The organism is Hydrogenophaga sp. (assembly GCF_019264445.1).
GTDB lineage: Bacteria > Pseudomonadota > Gammaproteobacteria > Burkholderiales > Burkholderiaceae_C > Hydrogenophaga.
On record NZ_JAHVAB010000043.1, the window covers coordinates 58,169 to 75,688 of the forward strand.

A 17,520-nucleotide genomic window follows, 5' to 3' on the forward strand; every position below is an offset into this window, starting at 1 on the left:
TACACCGCCTGTCCGACCGTCACAGCGTCAGGACTGCCGCAGGCAAGCCCAGGGCCTTGACCCGGGCGGCGGCCTTGTCGGCATCGGCACGGTTCTCGAAGGGTCCCACGCGCACACGAATGCGTTTGCCATCGGCGGTCTGCGCCACATGGGTGTAGGTCTTGAGCCCGGCGCCTTCGAGCTTCTGACGCACCGCGCGCGCTCCAGCCTCTTCAGAAAACGCGCCGACCTGCACCACGAGGCGCTCCACGCTCGCGGCGGGCTTGGCCGCGGCACTGGCGGGCGCGGCCGGCTTGCCTTCCAGCAGGGCGCGTGCGCGGTTGGCGTCTGCCGGCGGCGCAGCCGCCGGTTTGGCAGGCTCCGGGGGTGTGGGCGCAGGCGCAGCGGCGACGGGCGACGGCGCCGGCGCGGGCGATGGTGCGGCGGCCGGCTTGGCAGGCGCCTCGACGAGTTCCTCACGCGCGGGCGGCGGGGCCGCGGGAGGTGCGGCAGGCTTGGGGCTGGCGGCCGCCGACGCTACGGGCTTGGCCGCCGGCATTGGCGATGTCTTGGCCGGGATCTCGATCGGGATGTCGACCGAAATCGGGCGAGGCTGCGTGTCGAACAACAAGGGGAAGCCAACCACACCCAGCAGCACGAGCACGCTGGCGCCAATCAGGCGGTGGCGGGCGCGGCGGCGCACGGCCTCGATGCTCTGCGGCGGGGGGGTCGAGGCGTTGCCCTGGGAGCCTGAACGGGATTTGAACATTCGGGTGGGACCGTGGCGCCATGGAAGGCCTGGCGGGGGGCGCGCTCTGAAAAGTGGGAGGCTAGGCGGACAGGTGTTTCGCCGACATTCGGGGCACGCCGTCCTGCAATACGCCACCCACGGTGTAGAACGATCCGAAGACCACGATTCTATCAGCGGGGTCTGCGGTGGACACCGCCGCGCGCAGGGCCTCCATGGGGCTGGCGTGCTGCCCGGCCACCTTGTCCCGGCACCCGGGATGGGCCTGCAACAGGGCGCCAAGGGCATCCGCCTTGATCGCCCTGGGCAGGGGCAAGTCCGTCAGGTGCCAGTGGTCGATCAAGGGCGCGACGCGCTCCAGCATGGCGGCCAGGTCCTTGTCGGCCATGGCGCCAAACACGGCGTGCGTACCGGGGTAGAAGCCCATCGCGTCCAGGTTCTCGGCAAGCGCCGCCACCGAATGGGGGTTGTGCGCCACGTCCAGGACCAGCGTGGGCGTGCCGGGCACGATCTGGAAACGCCCGGGCAACTCCACCAGCGCCAGCCCGTTGCGCACGGCCTGCGCCGTGACGGGCAGCCGGCCTCGCAAAGCCTCCACCGCCGCCAGCACGCCCGACGCGTTCACCAGCTGGTTGGCGCCGCGCAGTGCGGGGTAGGCCAGCCCGGCGTAGCGCCGCCCGCCGTGCGATGGGTGCATGGCCCAGCCCCATTGCTGTTGGTCGCCGGCGAAATGGAAGTCCTTGCCCAGGCGCCAGAGTGGCGCGCCGATTTCCAGGGCGCGGTCCAGCACGCTCTGCGGCGGCACCGGGTCGCTCACCACCACCGTGCGGCCCGTGCGCATGATGCCGGCCTTTTCGAAGCCGATGGCCTCGCGGTCGTTGCCCAGCAAGGCCATGTGGTCCAGCGCGATGCTGGTGATGACGGAACAGTCCGCGTCGATGATGTTGACCGCATCCAGCCGACCGCCCAGGCCCACTTCCAGAATCGCCACGTCCAGCCCGCTGCGCGAGAGCGTGCGCAAGATGGCCAGCGTGGTGAATTCGAAGTAGCTCAGGCTGATTTCGCCGCCCTCATCGCCGTCCTGTCCTTTGCGAGCCACCTCCACCTCCGCAAACGCCGGCAACAGGTCGCTGGTGGCCACCGGTTCTCCGGCCACCCGGCAGCGCTCCTCGAAGTGCACGAGATGCGGCGAGGTGTAGACGCCGGTGCGGTAGCCGGATTGGGTGTACACCGCTTCCAGCATCGCGCAGGTGGAACCCTTGCCGTTGGTGCCCGCCACCGTGATCACCGGGCAATTCAAGACCAGGCCCATGCGACGCGCCACGCGCTGCACGCGGTCCAGCCCCATGTCGATGGTGACCGGGTGCAGGCGTTCGGCGTGGTCCAGCCAGTCGGCCAGGGTCGTGGGGTGGGCGGGCACAGGAATATCGAGCATGGGCGCGATTGTCCCATCGTCGACAATCGCGCGATGACCACCCTCTACGGCATCCCCAATTGCGACACGGTGAAAAAGGCCCGCGCCTGGCTCACCGAACATGGTGTCGCACACACGTTTCACGACTTCAAGAAGCAAGGCGTCCCGGCGGCCGCGCTCGACCGGTGGCTGCAGGCCGCCGGCTGGGACACCGTGATCAACCGCAAAGGCACCACCTGGCGGCAGCTCGACGAAGACACGCGCACCGGCGTGACCGATGCGGCCAGCGCCCGTGCGGTGGCCCTGGCCCACGCGAGCGTGATCAAACGTCCGGTGGTGGAGTGGGCCGATGGCCGCATCACCGTCGGGTTCAACGCCGCCGACTGGGCTGCCCGCGTCTGAGCCTCGCCTGCGCGGGAAGCCGCGGCCTAAAATCGCGGTTTCGCCTTCCGTTCGTCTTCGATTCACTCCAACACCATGAGCACCACCCAATTCGACGGCGTGACCGTCAACACCCAGGCCAACGTGTATTTCGACGGCAAGTGCGTCAGCCACGGGATCACCCTGGCCGACGGCACGAAAAAATCGGTCGGCGTGGTGCTGCCCGCCACGCTCACCTTCAACACCGGCGCGCCGGAAATCATGGAATGTGTGGCCGGTGGCTGCGAGTACCTGCTGGCCGGCACCAGTGAATGGAAGCAATCGGGCCCTGGCGACAAGTTCAGCGTGCCCGGCAACAGCAGCTTCCAGATCCGCGTGACCGAGCCTTACCACTACATCTGCCATTTCGGCTGATCGCCCCCGACCGCCGAAAGACCGCCATGGCCACCATTCTTCAGAACCTCCCCACCCAACAGAAAGTCGGCATCGCCTTCTCCGGCGGCCTGGACACCTCCGCCGCGCTGCTCTGGATGAAGCAGAAGGGCGCAATTCCCTACGCCTACACCGCCAACCTCGGCCAGCCTGACGAGCCCGACTACGACGAGATCCCGCGCAAGGCGCTGGCCTATGGTGCAGAAAAGGCGCGCCTGATCGACTGCCGCACGCAGCTCGCCCATGAAGGCATTGCCGCGCTGCAATGTGGCGCTTTCCACATCAGCACCGCAGGCATCACCTACTTCAACACCACCCCGCTGGGTCGCGCCGTCACCGGCACCATGCTGGTGGCCGCCATGAAGGAAGACGACGTCCACATCTGGGGCGACGGCTCGACCTTCAAAGGCAACGACATCGAGCGCTTCTACCGCTACGGCCTGCTCACCAACCCCAGCCTGAAGATCTACAAGCCTTGGCTGGACCAGCTCTTCATCGACGAGCTCGGTGGCCGTGCTGAAATGAGCGCGTTCATGACGGCCAACGGCTTTGGCTACAAGATGAGCGCCGAGAAGGCCTACAGCACCGACAGCAACATGCTCGGCGCCACCCACGAGGCCAAGGACCTGGAGCACCTCAACAGCGGCATCCGCATCGTCAACCCCATCATGGGCGTGCCGTTCTGGCGCGAAGACTGCGCTGTGAAGGCCGAAGAAGTGACCGTGCGCTTCGAGGAAGGCCAGCCCGTGGCCCTCAATGGCGAGACCTTCGCCAGCCCGGTCGACCTGATCCTGAAAGCCAACGAAATCGGCGGTCGCCATGGTCTGGGCATGAGCGACCAGATCGAGAACCGCATCATCGAAGCCAAGAGCCGTGGCATCTACGAGGCGCCTGGTCTGGCGCTGCTGTTCATCGCGTACGAGCGCCTGGTGACCGGCATCCACAACGAGGACACGATCGAGCAGTACCGCATCAACGGCCTGCGCCTGGGCCGCCTGCTGTACCAGGGCCGCTGGTTCGACCCGCAGGCAATCATGCTGCGCGAGACGGCTCAACGCTGGGTGGCCCGCGCCGTGACCGGCGAGGTCACCATCGAACTGCGCCGCGGCAACGACTATTCCATCCTCAACACCGAGAGCGCCAACCTGACCTATGCGCCTGAGCGCCTGAGCATGGAGAAGGTGGAAGACGCGCCGTTCTCGCCGCTGGACCGCATCGGCCAGCTCACCATGCGCAACCTGGACATCACCGACACGCGCGCCAAGCTCGGCATCTATGCCAAGACCGGTCTGTTGTCGCTGGGCGAGGGTTCGCAGATGTTGAAGCTTGAGGGCGAAGGCAAGTAACGCCCTTCGCTCCTTGACCTCGCGGGAGCGGGGCGCCCTGGCTCTCGTTTCTTTTGCCCAGCGTGGGTGTGGGCGATCCGATGATGGCGGGTGGCTGGCGCAGCGAAACAAAGGAGGAGCCGGCCACCCAGCGTCAGCGGATCACACAGCGGCGCTGGCGTGAAATCAGACGTTGACTCAAACCACCACAGGCTCAGGCTCCAGCAAGATGCCAAACCGCTCATACACACTGGTCTGAATCGCCTTCGCCAAGGTCATCACCTCGCCCCCGGTGGCACCACCCCGGTTCACCAGCACCAGCGCCTGCTTCTCGTACACCCCCGCGTTGCCCACCCCACGGCCCTTCCAGCCGCAGGCATCGATCAACCAGCCGGCCGCCAGCTTGATGCTGCCATCGGCCATCGGGTAGTGCACCACCTTCGGATCGCGCGCAATGATGTCGGCACACTGCTCCACGCTCACCGTGGGGTTCTTGAAGAAGCTGCCGGCGTTGCCGAGCACCGCCGGGTCCGGGAGCTTGGCGCGGCGGATGGCGCAGATCCAGTCAAAGATCTGCCGCGCATCCGGGTTCGGGCAGGCGGTCTCGGCCATCTTGCGCTCCAGGTCGGCATAGCCCAGCACCGGCTTCCAGGGCTTGGGCAGCCAGAAGCGCACGCGAGTGATGACGGCGCGCCCCGCCAGGCCCAGTCCCGTATCACCCGCCGGGGTGTGCTTGAAGACCGAGTCCCGGTAGCCAAAACCGCACTGGGCGGCGTTCAGGGTAAAGGTCTGGCCGGTCTGCAGATCGATGGCGTCCAGCTCATGAAAACGGTCCTGCAGCTCCACGCCGTAGGCACCGATGTTCTGCACGGGTGAAGCCCCCACGCAACCAGGAATGAGGGCCAGGTTTTCCAGACCCGGCCAGCCTTGGTCGAGCGTCCAGCGCACGGTGTCGTGCCAGTTCTCGCCCGCGCCGGCCTCCACCAGCCAGCCCTTGTCGGTTTCGCTCACCAGGCGCCGGCCGGTGATTTCCACCTTGAGCACCAGCGGCTTGACATCGCCCGTGACCACCAGATTGCTCCCGCCGCCCAGCACGAAGGGCGGCGACTCGCGTGTGAGCGTCGGCCATTCGGCGCTCGCCATGAGATCGCGCAAATCGGATTCGTCACGCACACGGGCCAGCCGCAGGGCGCGCGCCACGATGCCAAAACTGTTGTACGGCTGGAGCGCCACGTTGTTCTCGACTACCATCCCCGGATTGTCTCACCCACCCCCCGAGGATTGATCTGCCATGCCATCTTTTGACACCGTACTTGAAGCCGATTTCGTGGAAGTGAAGAACGCGGTGGATCAGGTGACACGCGAGATAGGCACGCGCTTTGACTTCAAGGGCACCAGTGCCGCGATCGAGCTCAAGGAAAAAGAGAAAGAAATCATCCTGCACGGCGATGCCGACTTCCAGCTGCAGCAGATCGACGATGTGCTGCGCGGCAAACTCACCAAGCGCGGCGTGGATGCGCGATTCCTGGACGTGGGCAAGGTCGAGAAGGCCGGCGGCGACAAGGTCAAGCAGGTGGTCAAGGTGCGCAACGGCATCAGCACCGAAGACGGGAAGAAAATCCAGCAAGTCATCAAGGGCAGCAAGCTCAAGGTGCAGGGCGCCATTCAGGGCGATGCGGTGCGCGTCACTGGCGCCAAACGCGACGACCTGCAGGCTGCGATGGCGCTCATCCGCAGCGAACTCAAAGACCTCCCGCTGTCGTTCAACAACTTCCGGGACTGAGGTGATCCGCCTGCGCGCCTTCTTCGGCGTCACCCATCAACGGGGTGGCGCCGCTCGCAGGGCGGCAATGCAGGCATGGACCCGCAGCGGCTCCATCGCGCTGGCGGTGTTTGCGGGGTTGGCCGGGGTGGCGCCGGCCATGGCCCAGCAGGTGGCGCTATCGGGCGTGGCCGGGGGCAAGGCTTTGGTGAACATCGACGGTGCTGCCCCGCGCTTCATGACGCCGGGTCAGGCGCATCAGGGCGTCAAACTGCTGAGCACGCAGGGCGATTCGGCGGTGTTCGACATCAATGGCCGGCGGCAAGTGCTGCAGGTGGGTGACGCACCCGTCAGTGTGGGCCGCACACCGGCGGCGCAGGACGGTGGCGCCCAGCGCATCGTGCTCACCGCCGACGCCCAGGGCCACTTCATGCCCGCAGGACAGATCAACGGACGCTCGGTGCAATTCATGGTCGACACGGGAGCGACCGTGGTGATTCTCAGCGAGTCGGATGCCAAGCGCATCAACCTCGATCACACCAAAGGCCGCAAGGTGAGCGTGAGCACCGCCAACGGTTCGGTGGTCGGCCACCAGGTGCAGCTCGACTCCGTGCGCGTGGGCGATGCCCAGGTGTATGGCGTCGCGGCCATCGTGCTACCGCAGGCGATGCCCTACGTGCTGCTCGGCAACAGCTTCCTCACGCGCTTCCAGATGCAGCGCACCAACGACCAGCTCACGCTGGACCGGCGCTTCTGATCAGGCCGCCTTCCGGGCAGCGGTGACCACGATCTCGATGCGGTAGGCAGGGCTCGCCAGCGCGGCCTGCACCGTGGCGCGCGGCGGCGCAGCCCCTGGCACCACCCACGCATCCCACACCGCGTTCATGGCGCCAATGTCGCGGATGTCGGCCAGGTAAATTTCTGCACGCAGGATGCGCGACTTGTCGCTGCCCGCCTCCAGCAGGCGCTGCTGCACCTGGTCGAGCACATCGGCGGTCTGGCCTGCAATGTCCGTGTCGCCCCGCTCGGGCACCATACCGGCCAGATACACCACGCCGTTGAACACCGCCGCTTCGCTGTAGCGCTCGGCCATGCCGATGCGTGTGATGTGCTGGCTCATTTCTTTTTCGCGCCCAGTTTGCTTTCCGTGCCGGCGATGAGCCGGTTGATGTTTTCCGCATGTCGCCAGATCAGCAGCAGGCCCATCACCGCCAGGCTCAACACCTGCACGCCCGGTGCATCCCATGCCACGCGATTGCCCAGCAGGAAGAACGCCGGTGCAAACACCGCCGTGACGATGGAAGCCAGCGACGAGTAGCGAAAGAACACCGCCATGATCAGCCAGGTGGCCAGCGCAGCAAGCCCCAGCCACGGCTGAAAGCCCAGGATCACACCCGCTGCCGTGGCCACGCCCTTGCCACCTTGAAAACGGAAAAACACCGGGTAGAGGTGGCCCAGAAAAGCCGCCAGCCCCACCAGCGCCACCGTGCCATCACCCAAACCGTAGGGCTCGCCCCACCACTTCACCGCGACCACCGGCAACCAGCCCTTGAAGGCGTCGAGCAACAGCGTGATGACCGCCGCCGCCTTGTTGCCCGAGCGCAGCACATTGGTGGCACCGGGGTTCTTGCTGCCGTAGGTGCGCGGATCGTTCAGCCCCATGAGGCGGCTCACCAGCACCGCGAACGACAGCGAGCCGATGAGGTAGGCGGCCACGGTGGCCAGCAGGGGGTAGGTCATGAAGGCGATCTCCTCGTTCTTGTGGGGGGGCGTGCGCGGGGTGGCGCAGCGGGTGGCTATTCTGCCAGCGCGCACTGCACCGGTTGTGCACCCAGCGGATGGGTAAGCACGGCGGGATCGATGCCCACCAGAAAGCCGCGCCGCCCGCCATTGATCCATATGCCGGGCAAGGTCAGCACCGTGGCTTCCACCCACACCGGCATGGCGCGCTTCAGACCAAAGGGCGAAGTGCCGCCCACGAAGTACCCGCTGTGGCGGTTGGCCACTTCGGGTTTGCAAGGCTCCACCGATTTCGCACCGATCTGCCGGGCCAGGTTCTTCGTGGAGACCGTGCGGTTGCCGTGCATCAGCACCGCCAGGGGCTTCGCGGTCTCGTCCTGCATGATCAGCGTCTTGACCACCGCAAAGGGATCGAAACCGAGCACCTTTGCGCTGTGTTGCGCCCCGCCATGCTCCAGGTACTCGTAGGTGTGCTCGGTGAACACCACGCCATGCGCCTTGAGCCAGGCGGTGGCGGGCGTTTCACTGACGTGCGACTTCTTCGCCATGGTGGACGACCGCTGGCTCACTGCGCGGGATCGCGGCTCTCCCAACGGATCTTGTCGATGGCGGCGAGCAGCTCGGGCGAGAGCGTCGTGCCCCAGGCGTCCAGGCATTGGTCAAGCTGGGCCACCGTGGTCACACCGATGATGGTGCTGGCCACGCGCCGGTTGGTGTAGCAGAAGGCCAGCGCCATTTGAGCGGGGGTCAGGCCGTGCTCTCGCGCCAGTGCGTTGTAGCGGCGCGCGGTGTCCAGCGCTTCGGGCCGGCCCCAGCGCTGCTTGCGCATCGACTCGTAGATCGCCATGCGGCCCGCGTCGCCCACCAGACCGGTCTCGTCGTACTTGCCGCTCAGCAAACCAAAGCCCAGCGGCGAATACGCCAGCAGCGACACGCCGAGGTGGTGGCAGGATTCGTCCAGCCCGTTTTCGTAGCTGCGGTTGATCAGGCAGTACGGGTTCTGCACGGTGGCCACGCGCGGCAGCCCGTGCTGCTCGGCCAGGCGCACGAACTCGTGCACGCCGTAGGGAGTTTCGTTGGACAAGCCCACCGCCTTGATCTTGCCCGCCTTCACCAGCTCGGCCATGGCCTCGAGCTGCTCCTGCACCGAAGCACAGGCGCGGTCTTTGGCGGGATCGAAATACAGCGCGCCAAACGCCGGCACGTTGCGCGCCGGCCAGTGGATCTGATAGAGGTCAATCACGTCCGTCTGCAGCCGGCGCAGGCTCGCTTCGCACGCTTCAATGATGCCGGCCCTGGACACATCCGCACGCATCCACGGCATGCCGCGCGCAGGGCCCGCCACCTTGGTGGCCAGCACCACCTTGTCGCGCACACCCGGGTGTTTGGCGAACCAGGTGCCCAGAATCGTCTCGGTGGATCCGCTGGTTTCGGCGCGTGCGGGCACCGAATACATCTCCGCCGCGTCCAGGAAATTCACGCCCCGTTCGAGCGAGCGGTCCAGGATGCTGTGGGCGGTGGCTTCGGTCACCTGCTCGCCGAAGGTCATGGTGCCCAGGCAGATGGGCGTCACTTGCAGCGGGCTGGCGCCCAGTCGAACGTGGTTCATGAAAGTATTTGTAAATAGGATGGACGGAAGTTGGTGCGACAAGGGCGCGAGGTATAAGTTTAGGGTGCATCCCGTTGCCGCGCCTTGCGCAGGCCGTCGCCTTGGCGATCCGCACTTTGTTCGACCTTCTCAAAACGCAGTGGAGAAAACACCATGACCCAACTCTCAACCCGATTCACCCGTGGCCTGACCATCACCACCCTGGCCGCGGCCGTCACGCTGGCGGGCTGCGCCAACATGAGCGAAACGCAGACCGACACGGCCAAGGGCGCCGGCATCGGCGCCGTGGCCGGTGCCCTGCTGGGCGCCGCCACCGGCGGCTCCAAGGGCGCGGCCACCGGGGCCGTGCTCGGCGCTGGCGCCGGTGCGGTGGGCGGCTACGTCTGGTCCAACAAGATGCAGGAGCAGAAGAAGCAGATGGAAGCCGCCACTGCCGGCACCGGCATTGGCGTGAGCCAGACCAACGACAACCGCCTGAAGCTCGACGTGCCCGCCGACGCCGGTTTTGCCACCGGCCGCTCCACCGTCAGCCCGACGCTGCAGCGCGTGCTGGGCCAGTTCGCCGGCACCCTCAACGCCAACCCGGTGACGGCCGTGGCGATCGTGGGCCACACCGACAGCACCGGCAGCGACGCCGTGAACAACCCGCTGTCGTTTGACCGTGCCAACGCCACGCGCGACTACCTCGTGGGGCGCGGCGTGGCCGCCACCCGCATCGCCACCGACGGCCGCGGCTCCAGCCAGCCCGTGGCCGACAACGGCACCGCGCAAGGCCGTGCGGCCAACCGCCGCGTGGAGATCTATGTGGCAGAGCCCGCACCCAAGTAAGCGCCAGCGCACACCCGTAAAAAATCCCGGCCATGCCGGGATTTTTTATGCCGCGGCCGCCTGCCGGTACCGCGCTTCTTCCTGCAGGCGCAACACGCGGCGCTGCACCTTGCCGGTCGTGGTCATGGGCAGGGCGTCGATGAACTCGATGTCTTTGGGGTACTCGTAGGGCGCGAGCATGCCCTTGACGTGGGTCTGCAGTTGCTTCACCAGCGCCTCATCACCCACATGCCCGGGCGCCAGCACCACATAGGCTTTCACCACTGCCCCGCGCTCGGCATCGGGTTTCGGCACCACCGCGGCATTGGCCACCGCCGGGTGCTTGACCAGGCAGTTCTCGATTTCGCTCGGCCCGATGCGGTAGCCCGCCGCCTTGAACACGTCGTCGGCCCGGCCCTGGTACCAGAGGTAGCCATCGGCGTCTCGCGTGGCCAGGTCGCCGGTGCGGCACCAGCTGTTTGCCGGGTCGCCGCTGTACTTGCTGCTGGTCGCCGAGGCGTTCTTCCAGTACCCGAGGAAGAACACCGGGTCGGGCTGGCCATGCACGTCAAGCCGGTGCACCGCCACGTCCCCCGGCACACCCACCGCGCACTCGTGGCCGTCGTCATCAATCACCGCGACCCGGTGGCCCGGATACCCCTTGCCCATGCTGCCGGGTTTGGCGGGCCACAGCCGCGCACAGTTGCCCACGATGTAGTTGATCTCGGTCTGGCCGAACATCTCGTTGACCGTGACGCCGAGTTGATCACGGCAATACGCAAACACCGCATCGCCCACCGCTTCGCCCGCACTCATCACCGCCTGCAGCTGCAGGCGGTAGTGCGGGCGCACCACAGGCACGGCCTTCATCATGGCCTTGAGCGCGGTGGGGAACAGAAAGGTGTGGGTGACACCATGCTGCTGCATCAGCTCGAAGGCCAGTTGTGGCGAGAAGCGGCCGTTGTGACCCACGATGGGACGCCCGAAATACAAGGTCGGCAGCAGCGCATCCATCAGGCCACCCGTCCAGGCCCAGTCGGCAGGCGACCAGAACACGGCCGCGGAAGACACCGACGCATCGAAGGGATCAAAGCCGAACCAGTTCTGGCTGCACACGAAGCCACTCAGGTTGCCAATGAGCGCGCGGTGCGGAATGAGCGCGCCTTTGGGGTTGCCCGTGGTGCCGCTGGTGTAGATCAGCACCGCGGCCTCCTCCGAATGCGTGCGCACAGGCGAAAAGTCGTCTGGCTCCTGCGCGAGCAAGGCCACCCAGTCCAGGTCGGCGCGCTGGCCACTTGAGGATGCGGCGCCATCGACGCCGATCACCACGCGCAACAGCGGGCACCGCTCGCGCACGTCGAGCAATGCCGGCAGCGAAGGTTGATCGCAGATAGCAACCACCGCCTCGCTGTCGTGGAGCCGGTATTCGAGCGCATCGGGTCCGAACAGCTGCGACAGCGGCATGCCCACCGCGCCCATCTGCAGGACCGCCATGTACGCCACCGCAGTTTCAAAACGCTGGGGCAAGACGATGGCCACGCGGTCGCCGCGCTGTACACCGAGGGCCGCAAGTGCATTGGACAAGCGGTTCGCCTGCGCCATCAATTCAGCGTAGCTGTGGTGCCTGGCCGGGCGCTCGGGTGCGCTGGCAATCAACGCGGTGCAAGAGGCACTCGCTGGTGCTTCGGCCCATCGCCGCATGCACACCTGTGCGATGTTGAAGTGGTCAGGCACCTGCCAGCGAAACTGCTGGTGCAGGTCGTCATGGAGATCGCTGAACCGAACCGACGACTTGTCCCGGGCTTGACTCCTGCGCATGGTCTGTCTCCATCTCGTTCTCTATGATCGATTGAATGTACCAAGCCCAGAAGCCCTCCCGCACCGAGTTCGTTCCGGTGCGACACCTGCAATACCACGTGCGCCAGTGGGGCGAGCCCGACAGCACACAGCCGCCTCTTGTGCTCGTGCATGGGTGGATGGACGTCTCGGCTTCCTGGCAGTTTGTGGTGGACGCCATGCGCAGCACGCGCTGGATCATCGCGCCCGACTGGCGCGGCTTCGGGCTGACCCGCGCCAGCGACCCTGCGCCCGACAGCTACTGGTTCCCCGACTACCTGGCCGATCTGGACGTGTTGCTCGACCACTATGTCGGGGAACGTGCGGTCGATCTGGTGGGCCACAGCATGGGCGGCAACGTGGCCATGATTTACAGCGGCGTGCGGCCGCAACGCATCCGCCGCCTCGTCAATCTGGAAGGCTTCGGCATGCCGGAGACGCGCCCCGCCCAGGCCCCGGGCCGCTACGCGCAGTGGATCGACGAGGTCAAGGCCCTGCACCGGGGCGAAAACGGACTGAAGTCGTATGCATCGGTCGAGGGCGTGGCACAGCGCCTCATGAAAACCAACCCGCGCCTGCCGCGCGACAAGGCGGACTGGCTGGCGCACCAGTGGGCAGCGCCCAACGCCGAAGGAGGCTGGGAAATTCTGGGCGACGCCGGGCACAAGGTGGTCAGCGCCCAGCTGTACCGGCTGGACGAGGCGCTGGAGATTTACAAGCGCATCAGCGCGCCCGTGCTCTCGGTGACCGCCAGCGACGACAGCCTGAGCCAGTGGTGGAAAGGCTCGTTCACGCTGGCGCAGTACCAGCAGCGCATCGAAGCGGTGCCCCAGCTGCGCCGAGCTGAAGTGCACGATGCCGGGCACATGATGCACCACGACCAGCCGGTCGAACTCGCCGGGTTGATCGAAGATTTTCTGGCCCGATCCGACTGACCCGAACCTGAGCCAAGGTACGGGTTGTTGCAGGTGAACCCAAGCCGGCGTGCATACTACCGACTTATGTTTTCCGCCCCCACCACGCCCCAAACCCTTGTGAAACCTCGCGTCTGGGCCGCTTTCGCGCTGCTCGCCGCGTTGTCTTCGCCCGCCCTCGCCATCGACTGGACACTGTGCCCCGGCCTGAACGATCCGATCGCCGCAGGTGACACGGCACCGCGCTACGAGGCGTTCTTTTCGCCCTACACGCACCATTGGTCACACGACGACGAGCACAAGCCGGTGGTGGCGCTCAGCGTGAGCCGGCTCCTGCCCAACGACCGCTATTGCGGCATCAGCGTGTTCAGCAACTCGTTTGGCCAGCCTTCTGCTTATGCGTTCGTGGGCAAGTCATGGCCTGGCATCTGGCCCAGCCAGCCCAACGTGTATGCCTCGGTCAGCGCCGGCATCATTTATGGCTATGTGGGCAAGTACAAAAACAAGGTGCCCCTGAACGTGGGCGGCTTCTCGCCCGCCATCATTCCGGCCATTGGCTACCGCTTTTCGCCGCGGGCTACCGTCGAGGTACAGGTGCTGGGCACCGCGGCGCTCATGTTCGGGACCACCTGGCGGTTTTGACACCGCTTGCCGGGGCGGGGCGGCCCCGTGAGAAAATCGCTGTCTTTGTACACAGACAGCAGGAAACCGCCCCATGGAAGCCGAACGCAGCAACGCCATCCGAAGCCAGCTCGAAGACCTGACCACCCGCGTGGTCGAGCTCCGGAGGTATCTTTGACTACGATGCCAAAGCATCGAAGTTGAAGGAAGTCGAGTCCGCGCTCGAAGACCCCACGGTCTGGAACGACCCCAAACGCGCCCAGGACCTGGGCCGCGAGAAAAAATCCCTCGAAGACGTGGTGCTGGTGCTGGACCGGCTCACCGGTGAACTGTCCGACAACACCGAGCTGTTCGAAATGTCCAGCGAAGACGGCGACACCGCCGGGCTGATCACCATCGAAGGCGAAGCCGCCAAGGTGGCAGCAGAAGTCGAGAAACTCGAGTTCCGCCGCATGTTCAGCAACCCGGCCGATCCGTTGAACTGCTTTGTCGACATCCAGGCCGGCGCTGGCGGCACCGAAGCATGCGACTGGGCCAGCATGCTGCTGCGCCAGTACCTCAAGTACGCCGAGCGCAAGGGCTTCAAGACCACCATCGAAGACGAAACCGAAGGCGACACCGCCGGCATCAAGAGCGCCACCATCAAGATCGAAGGCGAATACGCCTTCGGCCTGCTGCGCACCGAAACCGGTGTGCACCGCCTGGTGCGCAAGAGCCCGTTCGACTCCTCGGGTGGGCGCCACACCTCGTTCGCGTCCATCTTTGTGTACCCCGAGATCGACGACTCGATCGAGATCGACATCAACCCCTCCGACGTGCGCGTGGACACCTACCGCGCCAGCGGTGCGGGTGGGCAGCACATCAACAAGACCGACTCGGCCGTGCGCCTCACGCACATCCCCACCGGCATCGTGGTGCAGTGCCAGGACGGCCGCAGCCAGCACAGCAACCGCGACGTGGCGTGGAAACGCCTGCGCTCGCGTCTGTATGACCACGAGCTGCGCAAGCGCCAGGAAGAGCAGCAAAAGCTGGAAGACACCAAGACCGATGTGGGCTGGGGTCACCAGATCCGCTCGTATGTGCTGGACAACAGCCGCATCAAGGACCTGCGCACCAACGTCGAGATTTCCGCCACACAAAAGGTGCTGGACGGCGACCTCGATCCCTTCATCGAAGCGTCACTCAAACAGGGAGTTTGATCCATGAGCTCATTGCGTGAAGGCCCGACCACCGTGGTCCGCCGCGAAGACTACGCTGCCCCGGCCTACTGGATCGACACCGTCGACCTCAGCTTCGACCTGGACCCGGCCAAGACCCGCGTGCTCAACAAGATGCGCCTGCGCCGCAACCCGGACGTGCCGCCCCAGGCGCTGCGCCTGGACGGCGAAGAGCTCAACGTGGCGCGCGTGCTGGTCAATGGCGCAGGCTGCTCCTTCAAGATCGAAGGCACCCAGCTCGTGCTGGAGAGCCTGCCCGAAGGTGCGGAGCCGTTTGACCTGGAGATCTTCACGATCTGCGTGCCCGAGAAAAACACGCAGCTCATGGGCCTCTATGTGAGCCAGGGCACGTTCTTCACGCAATGCGAAGCCGAAGGCTTTCGGCGCATCACCTACTTCCTGGACCGCCCGGACGTGATGGCCAGCTACACCGTGACGCTGCGCGCCGACAAGGCCCGGTACCCGGTGCTGCTCTCCAACGGCAACCTGGTGGAAGAAGGCGCCCTGCCCGATGGCCGCCACTTCGCCAAGTGGGTCGACCCGCACAAAAAGCCTTGCTACCTCTTCGCCCTGGTGGCCGGCCAGTTGGTGGCGCGCGAGCAGCGCATCACCTCGCGCAGCGGCGGCAAGCACCTGCTGCAGGTGTATGTGCGCCCCGGCGACATGGACAAGACCGAGCACGCCATGAACTCGCTGATTGCCAGCGTGGCATGGGACGAAGTCCGCTTTGGCCTGCCGCTCGACCTCGAGCGCTTCATGATCGTGGCCACCAGCGACTTCAACATGGGCGCCATGGAGAACAAGGGCCTGAACATCTTCAACACGAAGTACGTGCTGGCCAACGCCGCCACGGCCACCGACACCGACTTTGCCAACATCGAGTCGGTCGTGGGCCACGAGTACTTCCACAACTGGACGGGCAACCGCGTCACCTGCCGCGACTGGTTCCAGCTCAGCCTGAAGGAAGGCCTCACCGTCTTCCGCGACCAGGAATTCAGCATGGACCTCTGCGCCGAACCCTCGGCGCGCGCGGTCAAGCGCATTGAAGACGTGCGCGTGCTGCGCACCGCGCAGTTCCCGGAAGACGCCGGCCCCATGGCGCACCCGGTGCGGCCCGACAGCTACGCCGAGATCAACAACTTCTACACCGTCACCGTCTACGAAAAAGGCGCAGAAGTTGTGCGCATGATGCAGACACTGGTGGGCCGCGAAGGCTTCGCCCGCGGCATGAAGCTCTACTTCGAACGCCACGACGGCCAGGCTGTGACCTGCGACGACTTCGCCCAGGCCATTGCCGACGCCAACCCCGAGAGCGATCTCGCCCGCCTGCTGCCGCAGTTCAAGCGCTGGTACAGCCAGGCCGGCACACCGCAGGTGCGCGCCGAGGGTGTGTACGACGAAGCCGCGCGCACCTACACGCTCACGCTCTCGCAGAGCTGCCTGCCCACGCCGGGCCAGGCGAGCAAAGAGCCCTTCGTCATCCCGGTGTCGCTGGGCCTGCTCAGCGCAGACGGCCAGCCGCTGCCCCTGCAGCTGGCGCACTGGACGCAGCCTGAAACCGGCAGCCGCACGTTTGTGCTCACGCAGGCCAGCGAGAGCTTCACGTTCGTCAACCTCGACAGCGCGCCTGTGCCTTCACTGCTGCGCGGCTTTTCGGCACCCGTGGTGCTGTCGTGCGACTACACCGACGCGCAACTCCTCACCCTGCTCGCCGCCGACCCGGACCCTTTCAACCGCTGGGAAGCCGGCCAACGCCTGGCCCTGCGCCGCGCGCTCAAGGCCATTCAGGCCGAAGGCCCCGCGAGCGCAGAGCCTCTGGACGACGCCTTCATCGGCGCCATGCGCGACGTGCTGCGCCACGCGCAACTGGACGCTGCGTTCAAGGAACTCGTGCTCACCCTGCCCAGCGAGACCTACATCTCCGAGCAACTCGCCGAAGTGGACCCGCAACGGGTGCACGCCGTGCGCGAAGCCATGCGCTCGCAGCTGGCCCACGCGCTGCAAGGCGACTGGGTGTGGGCCTTCGAGCACCACAAGGACAACGGCGCTTACCGCCCCGACCCGGTGAGCACCGGCCGCCGCGCGCTGGCCGGGCTCGCGTTGTCCATGCTGTGCCTGGCCTCGCGCCACACGGGCGACGCGGCGTGGCCCGGCAAGGCCTACCAGCACTTCAAGGACGCCGGCAACATGACCGACCGCTTCAACGCGCTGTCGGCCCTGGTGGTGAGCGAACATGCGCTGGCCCGCGAGGCACTCACGCAGTTCCATGCCCTCTTCCGCAATGAGGCGCTGGTGCTCGACAAATGGTTTGCCCTGCAGGCCGGCGCGCCCGACCGTGGCGGCAACGTGCTGCCCGCCGTGCGCGCCCTGCTGAAGCACCCCGACTTCAACCTGAAGAACCCCAACCGCGCCCGCAGCGTCATCTTCAGCTACTGCAGCGCCAACCCCGGTGCCTTCCACCGCGCCGACGCGGCAGGCTACCTCTTCTGGAGCGAACGCGTGGTAGAGCTCGACGCCTTCAACCCGCAAGTGGCCGCCCGCCTGGCACGCGCACTCGACCGCTGGAAGAAGCTCGCCGAGCCCTACCGCAGCGCCGCGCGCGAAGCCATCGCCCGCGTGTCCGCCAAGCCCGACCTGAGCAACGATGTGCGCGAAGTCGTCACCCGCGCACTTGCCGACTGAACACATTCCAGGGCTGCATGAAAAGCCGTTCGGGCTGAGCTTGTCGAAGCCCC

At 66.2% G+C, this 17,520-nt stretch carries 18 protein-coding genes; 10 read left to right on the plus strand and 8 right to left on the minus strand.

Annotation, left to right across the window (positions count from 1 at the left end):
* Positions 1 to 19: 19 nt before the first annotated feature.
* Together KXJ60_RS07310 and folC are read right to left on the minus strand one after the other, a co-directional pair.
* Entirely contained in the window at positions 20 to 748 is a 729-nt protein-coding gene (locus KXJ60_RS07310) for an SPOR domain-containing protein (protein WP_291125774.1), read from the minus strand.
* A gap of 61 nt (positions 749 to 809) precedes the next feature.
* Positions 810 to 2,162 (minus strand): bifunctional tetrahydrofolate synthase/dihydrofolate synthase, encoded by a 1,353-nt coding sequence (gene folC / locus KXJ60_RS07315; RefSeq protein WP_291125777.1) that lies wholly within the window; start codon positions 2,160 to 2,162, stop codon positions 810 to 812.
* A gap of 33 nt (positions 2,163 to 2,195) precedes the next feature.
* On the opposite strand from folC, the gene KXJ60_RS07320 reads away from it, so the two are divergent.
* The 3 genes from KXJ60_RS07320 to argG all read left to right on the plus strand — a co-directional run bounded on the left by KXJ60_RS07320 (position 2,196) and on the right by argG (position 4,300).
* The gene (locus tag KXJ60_RS07320) at positions 2,196 to 2,543 is read left to right on the plus strand and encodes an ArsC family reductase (RefSeq protein WP_291125780.1); all 348 of its coding nucleotides are present in this window, start codon (positions 2,196 to 2,198) and stop codon (positions 2,541 to 2,543) included.
* 75 nt (positions 2,544 to 2,618) lie between these two features.
* A complete protein-coding gene (locus tag KXJ60_RS07325; protein ID WP_291125782.1) occupies positions 2,619 to 2,936 on the plus strand; it encodes a pyrimidine/purine nucleoside phosphorylase in 318 nt (105 codons plus the stop codon).
* 26 nt (positions 2,937 to 2,962) lie between these two features.
* Positions 2,963 to 4,300, plus strand: coding sequence for an argininosuccinate synthase (argG, locus tag KXJ60_RS07330; protein ID WP_291125785.1), 1,338 nt, complete (start codon positions 2,963 to 2,965; stop codon positions 4,298 to 4,300).
* Positions 4,301 to 4,477: 177 nt separating this feature from the next.
* Here argG and murB read toward each other — a convergent pair whose 3' ends face one another.
* Entirely contained in the window at positions 4,478 to 5,530 is a 1,053-nt protein-coding gene (gene murB / locus KXJ60_RS07335; RefSeq protein ID WP_291125788.1) for a UDP-N-acetylmuramate dehydrogenase, read from the minus strand.
* A gap of 40 nt (positions 5,531 to 5,570) precedes the next feature.
* Here murB and KXJ60_RS07340 point away from each other — a divergent pair, with 40 nt between their 5' ends.
* Together KXJ60_RS07340 and KXJ60_RS07345 are read left to right on the plus strand one after the other, a co-directional pair.
* Positions 5,571 to 6,062 carry a YajQ family cyclic di-GMP-binding protein gene (locus KXJ60_RS07340; protein WP_159595546.1) on the plus strand — a complete coding sequence of 164 codons (492 nt, stop codon included), beginning with the start codon at positions 5,571 to 5,573 and terminating at the stop codon, positions 6,060 to 6,062.
* Positions 6,063 to 6,129: 67 nt separating this feature from the next.
* Complete coding sequence (locus KXJ60_RS07345) at positions 6,130 to 6,798, plus strand: TIGR02281 family clan AA aspartic protease (protein WP_291125796.1); 669 nt, start codon at positions 6,130 to 6,132, stop codon at positions 6,796 to 6,798.
* Here the strand turns inward: KXJ60_RS07345 and KXJ60_RS07350 are convergent, their stop codons facing one another.
* From KXJ60_RS07350 to KXJ60_RS07365, 4 genes are read right to left on the minus strand one after another with little or no spacing between them, the layout of a single operon-like run.
* The gene (locus KXJ60_RS07350) at positions 6,799 to 7,161 is read right to left on the minus strand and encodes a RidA family protein (RefSeq protein ID WP_291125799.1); all 363 of its coding nucleotides are present in this window, start codon (positions 7,159 to 7,161) and stop codon (positions 6,799 to 6,801) included. It lies immediately after the preceding gene.
* Positions 7,158 to 7,781 (minus strand): glycerol-3-phosphate 1-O-acyltransferase PlsY, encoded by a 624-nt coding sequence (gene plsY / locus KXJ60_RS07355; protein ID WP_291125803.1) that lies wholly within the window; start codon positions 7,779 to 7,781, stop codon positions 7,158 to 7,160. Before plsY ends, KXJ60_RS07350 begins: the two co-directional genes overlap by 4 nt.
* Before the next feature lie 56 nt (positions 7,782 to 7,837).
* A complete protein-coding gene (locus KXJ60_RS07360; protein ID WP_291125806.1) occupies positions 7,838 to 8,329 on the minus strand; it encodes an aminoacyl-tRNA deacylase in 492 nt (163 codons plus the stop codon).
* Positions 8,330 to 8,346: 17 nt separating this feature from the next.
* Entirely contained in the window at positions 8,347 to 9,390 is a 1,044-nt protein-coding gene (locus KXJ60_RS07365) for an aldo/keto reductase (RefSeq protein ID WP_291125808.1), read from the minus strand.
* A 153-nt stretch (positions 9,391 to 9,543) separates the two neighbouring features.
* Between KXJ60_RS07365 and KXJ60_RS07370 the strand changes: the two genes are divergently transcribed.
* The gene (locus tag KXJ60_RS07370; RefSeq protein ID WP_291125811.1) at positions 9,544 to 10,218 is read left to right on the plus strand and encodes an OmpA family protein; all 675 of its coding nucleotides are present in this window, start codon (positions 9,544 to 9,546) and stop codon (positions 10,216 to 10,218) included.
* Between the two features lie 45 nt (positions 10,219 to 10,263).
* Here KXJ60_RS07370 and KXJ60_RS07375 read toward each other — a convergent pair whose 3' ends face one another.
* Complete coding sequence (locus KXJ60_RS07375; RefSeq protein WP_291125814.1) at positions 10,264 to 12,015, minus strand: AMP-binding protein; 1,752 nt, start codon at positions 12,013 to 12,015, stop codon at positions 10,264 to 10,266.
* Positions 12,016 to 12,050: 35 nt separating this feature from the next.
* Here KXJ60_RS07375 and KXJ60_RS07380 point away from each other — a divergent pair, with 35 nt between their 5' ends.
* From KXJ60_RS07380 to pepN, 4 genes are all read left to right on the plus strand, one after another.
* Positions 12,051 to 12,968 (plus strand): alpha/beta hydrolase, encoded by a 918-nt coding sequence (locus tag KXJ60_RS07380; RefSeq protein ID WP_291125816.1) that lies wholly within the window; start codon positions 12,051 to 12,053, stop codon positions 12,966 to 12,968.
* Positions 12,969 to 13,067: 99 nt separating this feature from the next.
* Positions 13,068 to 13,589 carry a hypothetical protein gene (locus tag KXJ60_RS07385; RefSeq protein WP_291125819.1) on the plus strand — a complete coding sequence of 174 codons (522 nt, stop codon included), beginning with the start codon at positions 13,068 to 13,070 and terminating at the stop codon, positions 13,587 to 13,589.
* A gap of 73 nt (positions 13,590 to 13,662) precedes the next feature.
* A protein-coding gene (gene prfB, locus KXJ60_RS07390; protein WP_291125822.1) for a peptide chain release factor 2 occupies positions 13,663 to 14,767 on the plus strand; the annotation gives its coding sequence in 2 pieces (ribosomal slippage) (positions 13,663 to 13,743 and positions 13,745 to 14,767; 1,104 coding nt in all).
* Positions 14,768 to 14,770: 3 nt separating this feature from the next.
* On the plus strand, positions 14,771 to 17,467 hold the full coding sequence (gene pepN, locus KXJ60_RS07395; RefSeq protein ID WP_291125825.1) for an aminopeptidase N: 2,697 nt from the start codon (positions 14,771 to 14,773) through the stop codon (positions 17,465 to 17,467).
* Positions 17,468 to 17,520 lie beyond the last annotated feature (53 nt).

Bases quoted from the DNA above. Each gene is read 5' to 3' on its own strand.
- KXJ60_RS07310 (WP_291125774.1), bottom strand. From the start codon at position 748: ATGTTCAAATCCCGTTCAGGCTCCCAGGGCAACGCCTCGACCCCCCCG.
- folC (WP_291125777.1), bottom strand. From the start codon at position 2,162: ATGCTCGATATTCCTGTGCCCGCCCACCCCACGACCCTGGCCGACTGG.
- KXJ60_RS07320 (WP_291125780.1), top strand. From the start codon at position 2,196: ATGACCACCCTCTACGGCATCCCCAATTGCGACACGGTGAAAAAGGCC.
- KXJ60_RS07325 (WP_291125782.1), top strand. From the start codon at position 2,619: ATGAGCACCACCCAATTCGACGGCGTGACCGTCAACACCCAGGCCAAC.
- argG (WP_291125785.1), top strand. From the start codon at position 2,963: ATGGCCACCATTCTTCAGAACCTCCCCACCCAACAGAAAGTCGGCATC.
- murB (WP_291125788.1), bottom strand. From the start codon at position 5,530: ATGGTAGTCGAGAACAACGTGGCGCTCCAGCCGTACAACAGTTTTGGC.
- KXJ60_RS07340 (WP_159595546.1), top strand. From the start codon at position 5,571: ATGCCATCTTTTGACACCGTACTTGAAGCCGATTTCGTGGAAGTGAAG.
- KXJ60_RS07345 (WP_291125796.1), top strand. From the start codon at position 6,130: ATGCAGGCATGGACCCGCAGCGGCTCCATCGCGCTGGCGGTGTTTGCG.
- KXJ60_RS07350 (WP_291125799.1), bottom strand. From the start codon at position 7,161: ATGAGCCAGCACATCACACGCATCGGCATGGCCGAGCGCTACAGCGAA.
- plsY (WP_291125803.1), bottom strand. From the start codon at position 7,781: ATGACCTACCCCCTGCTGGCCACCGTGGCCGCCTACCTCATCGGCTCG.
- KXJ60_RS07360 (WP_291125806.1), bottom strand. From the start codon at position 8,329: ATGGCGAAGAAGTCGCACGTCAGTGAAACGCCCGCCACCGCCTGGCTC.
- KXJ60_RS07365 (WP_291125808.1), bottom strand. From the start codon at position 9,390: ATGAACCACGTTCGACTGGGCGCCAGCCCGCTGCAAGTGACGCCCATC.
- KXJ60_RS07370 (WP_291125811.1), top strand. From the start codon at position 9,544: ATGACCCAACTCTCAACCCGATTCACCCGTGGCCTGACCATCACCACC.
- KXJ60_RS07375 (WP_291125814.1), bottom strand. From the start codon at position 12,015: ATGCGCAGGAGTCAAGCCCGGGACAAGTCGTCGGTTCGGTTCAGCGAT.
- KXJ60_RS07380 (WP_291125816.1), top strand. From the start codon at position 12,051: ATGTACCAAGCCCAGAAGCCCTCCCGCACCGAGTTCGTTCCGGTGCGA.
- pepN (WP_291125825.1), top strand. From the start codon at position 14,771: ATGAGCTCATTGCGTGAAGGCCCGACCACCGTGGTCCGCCGCGAAGAC.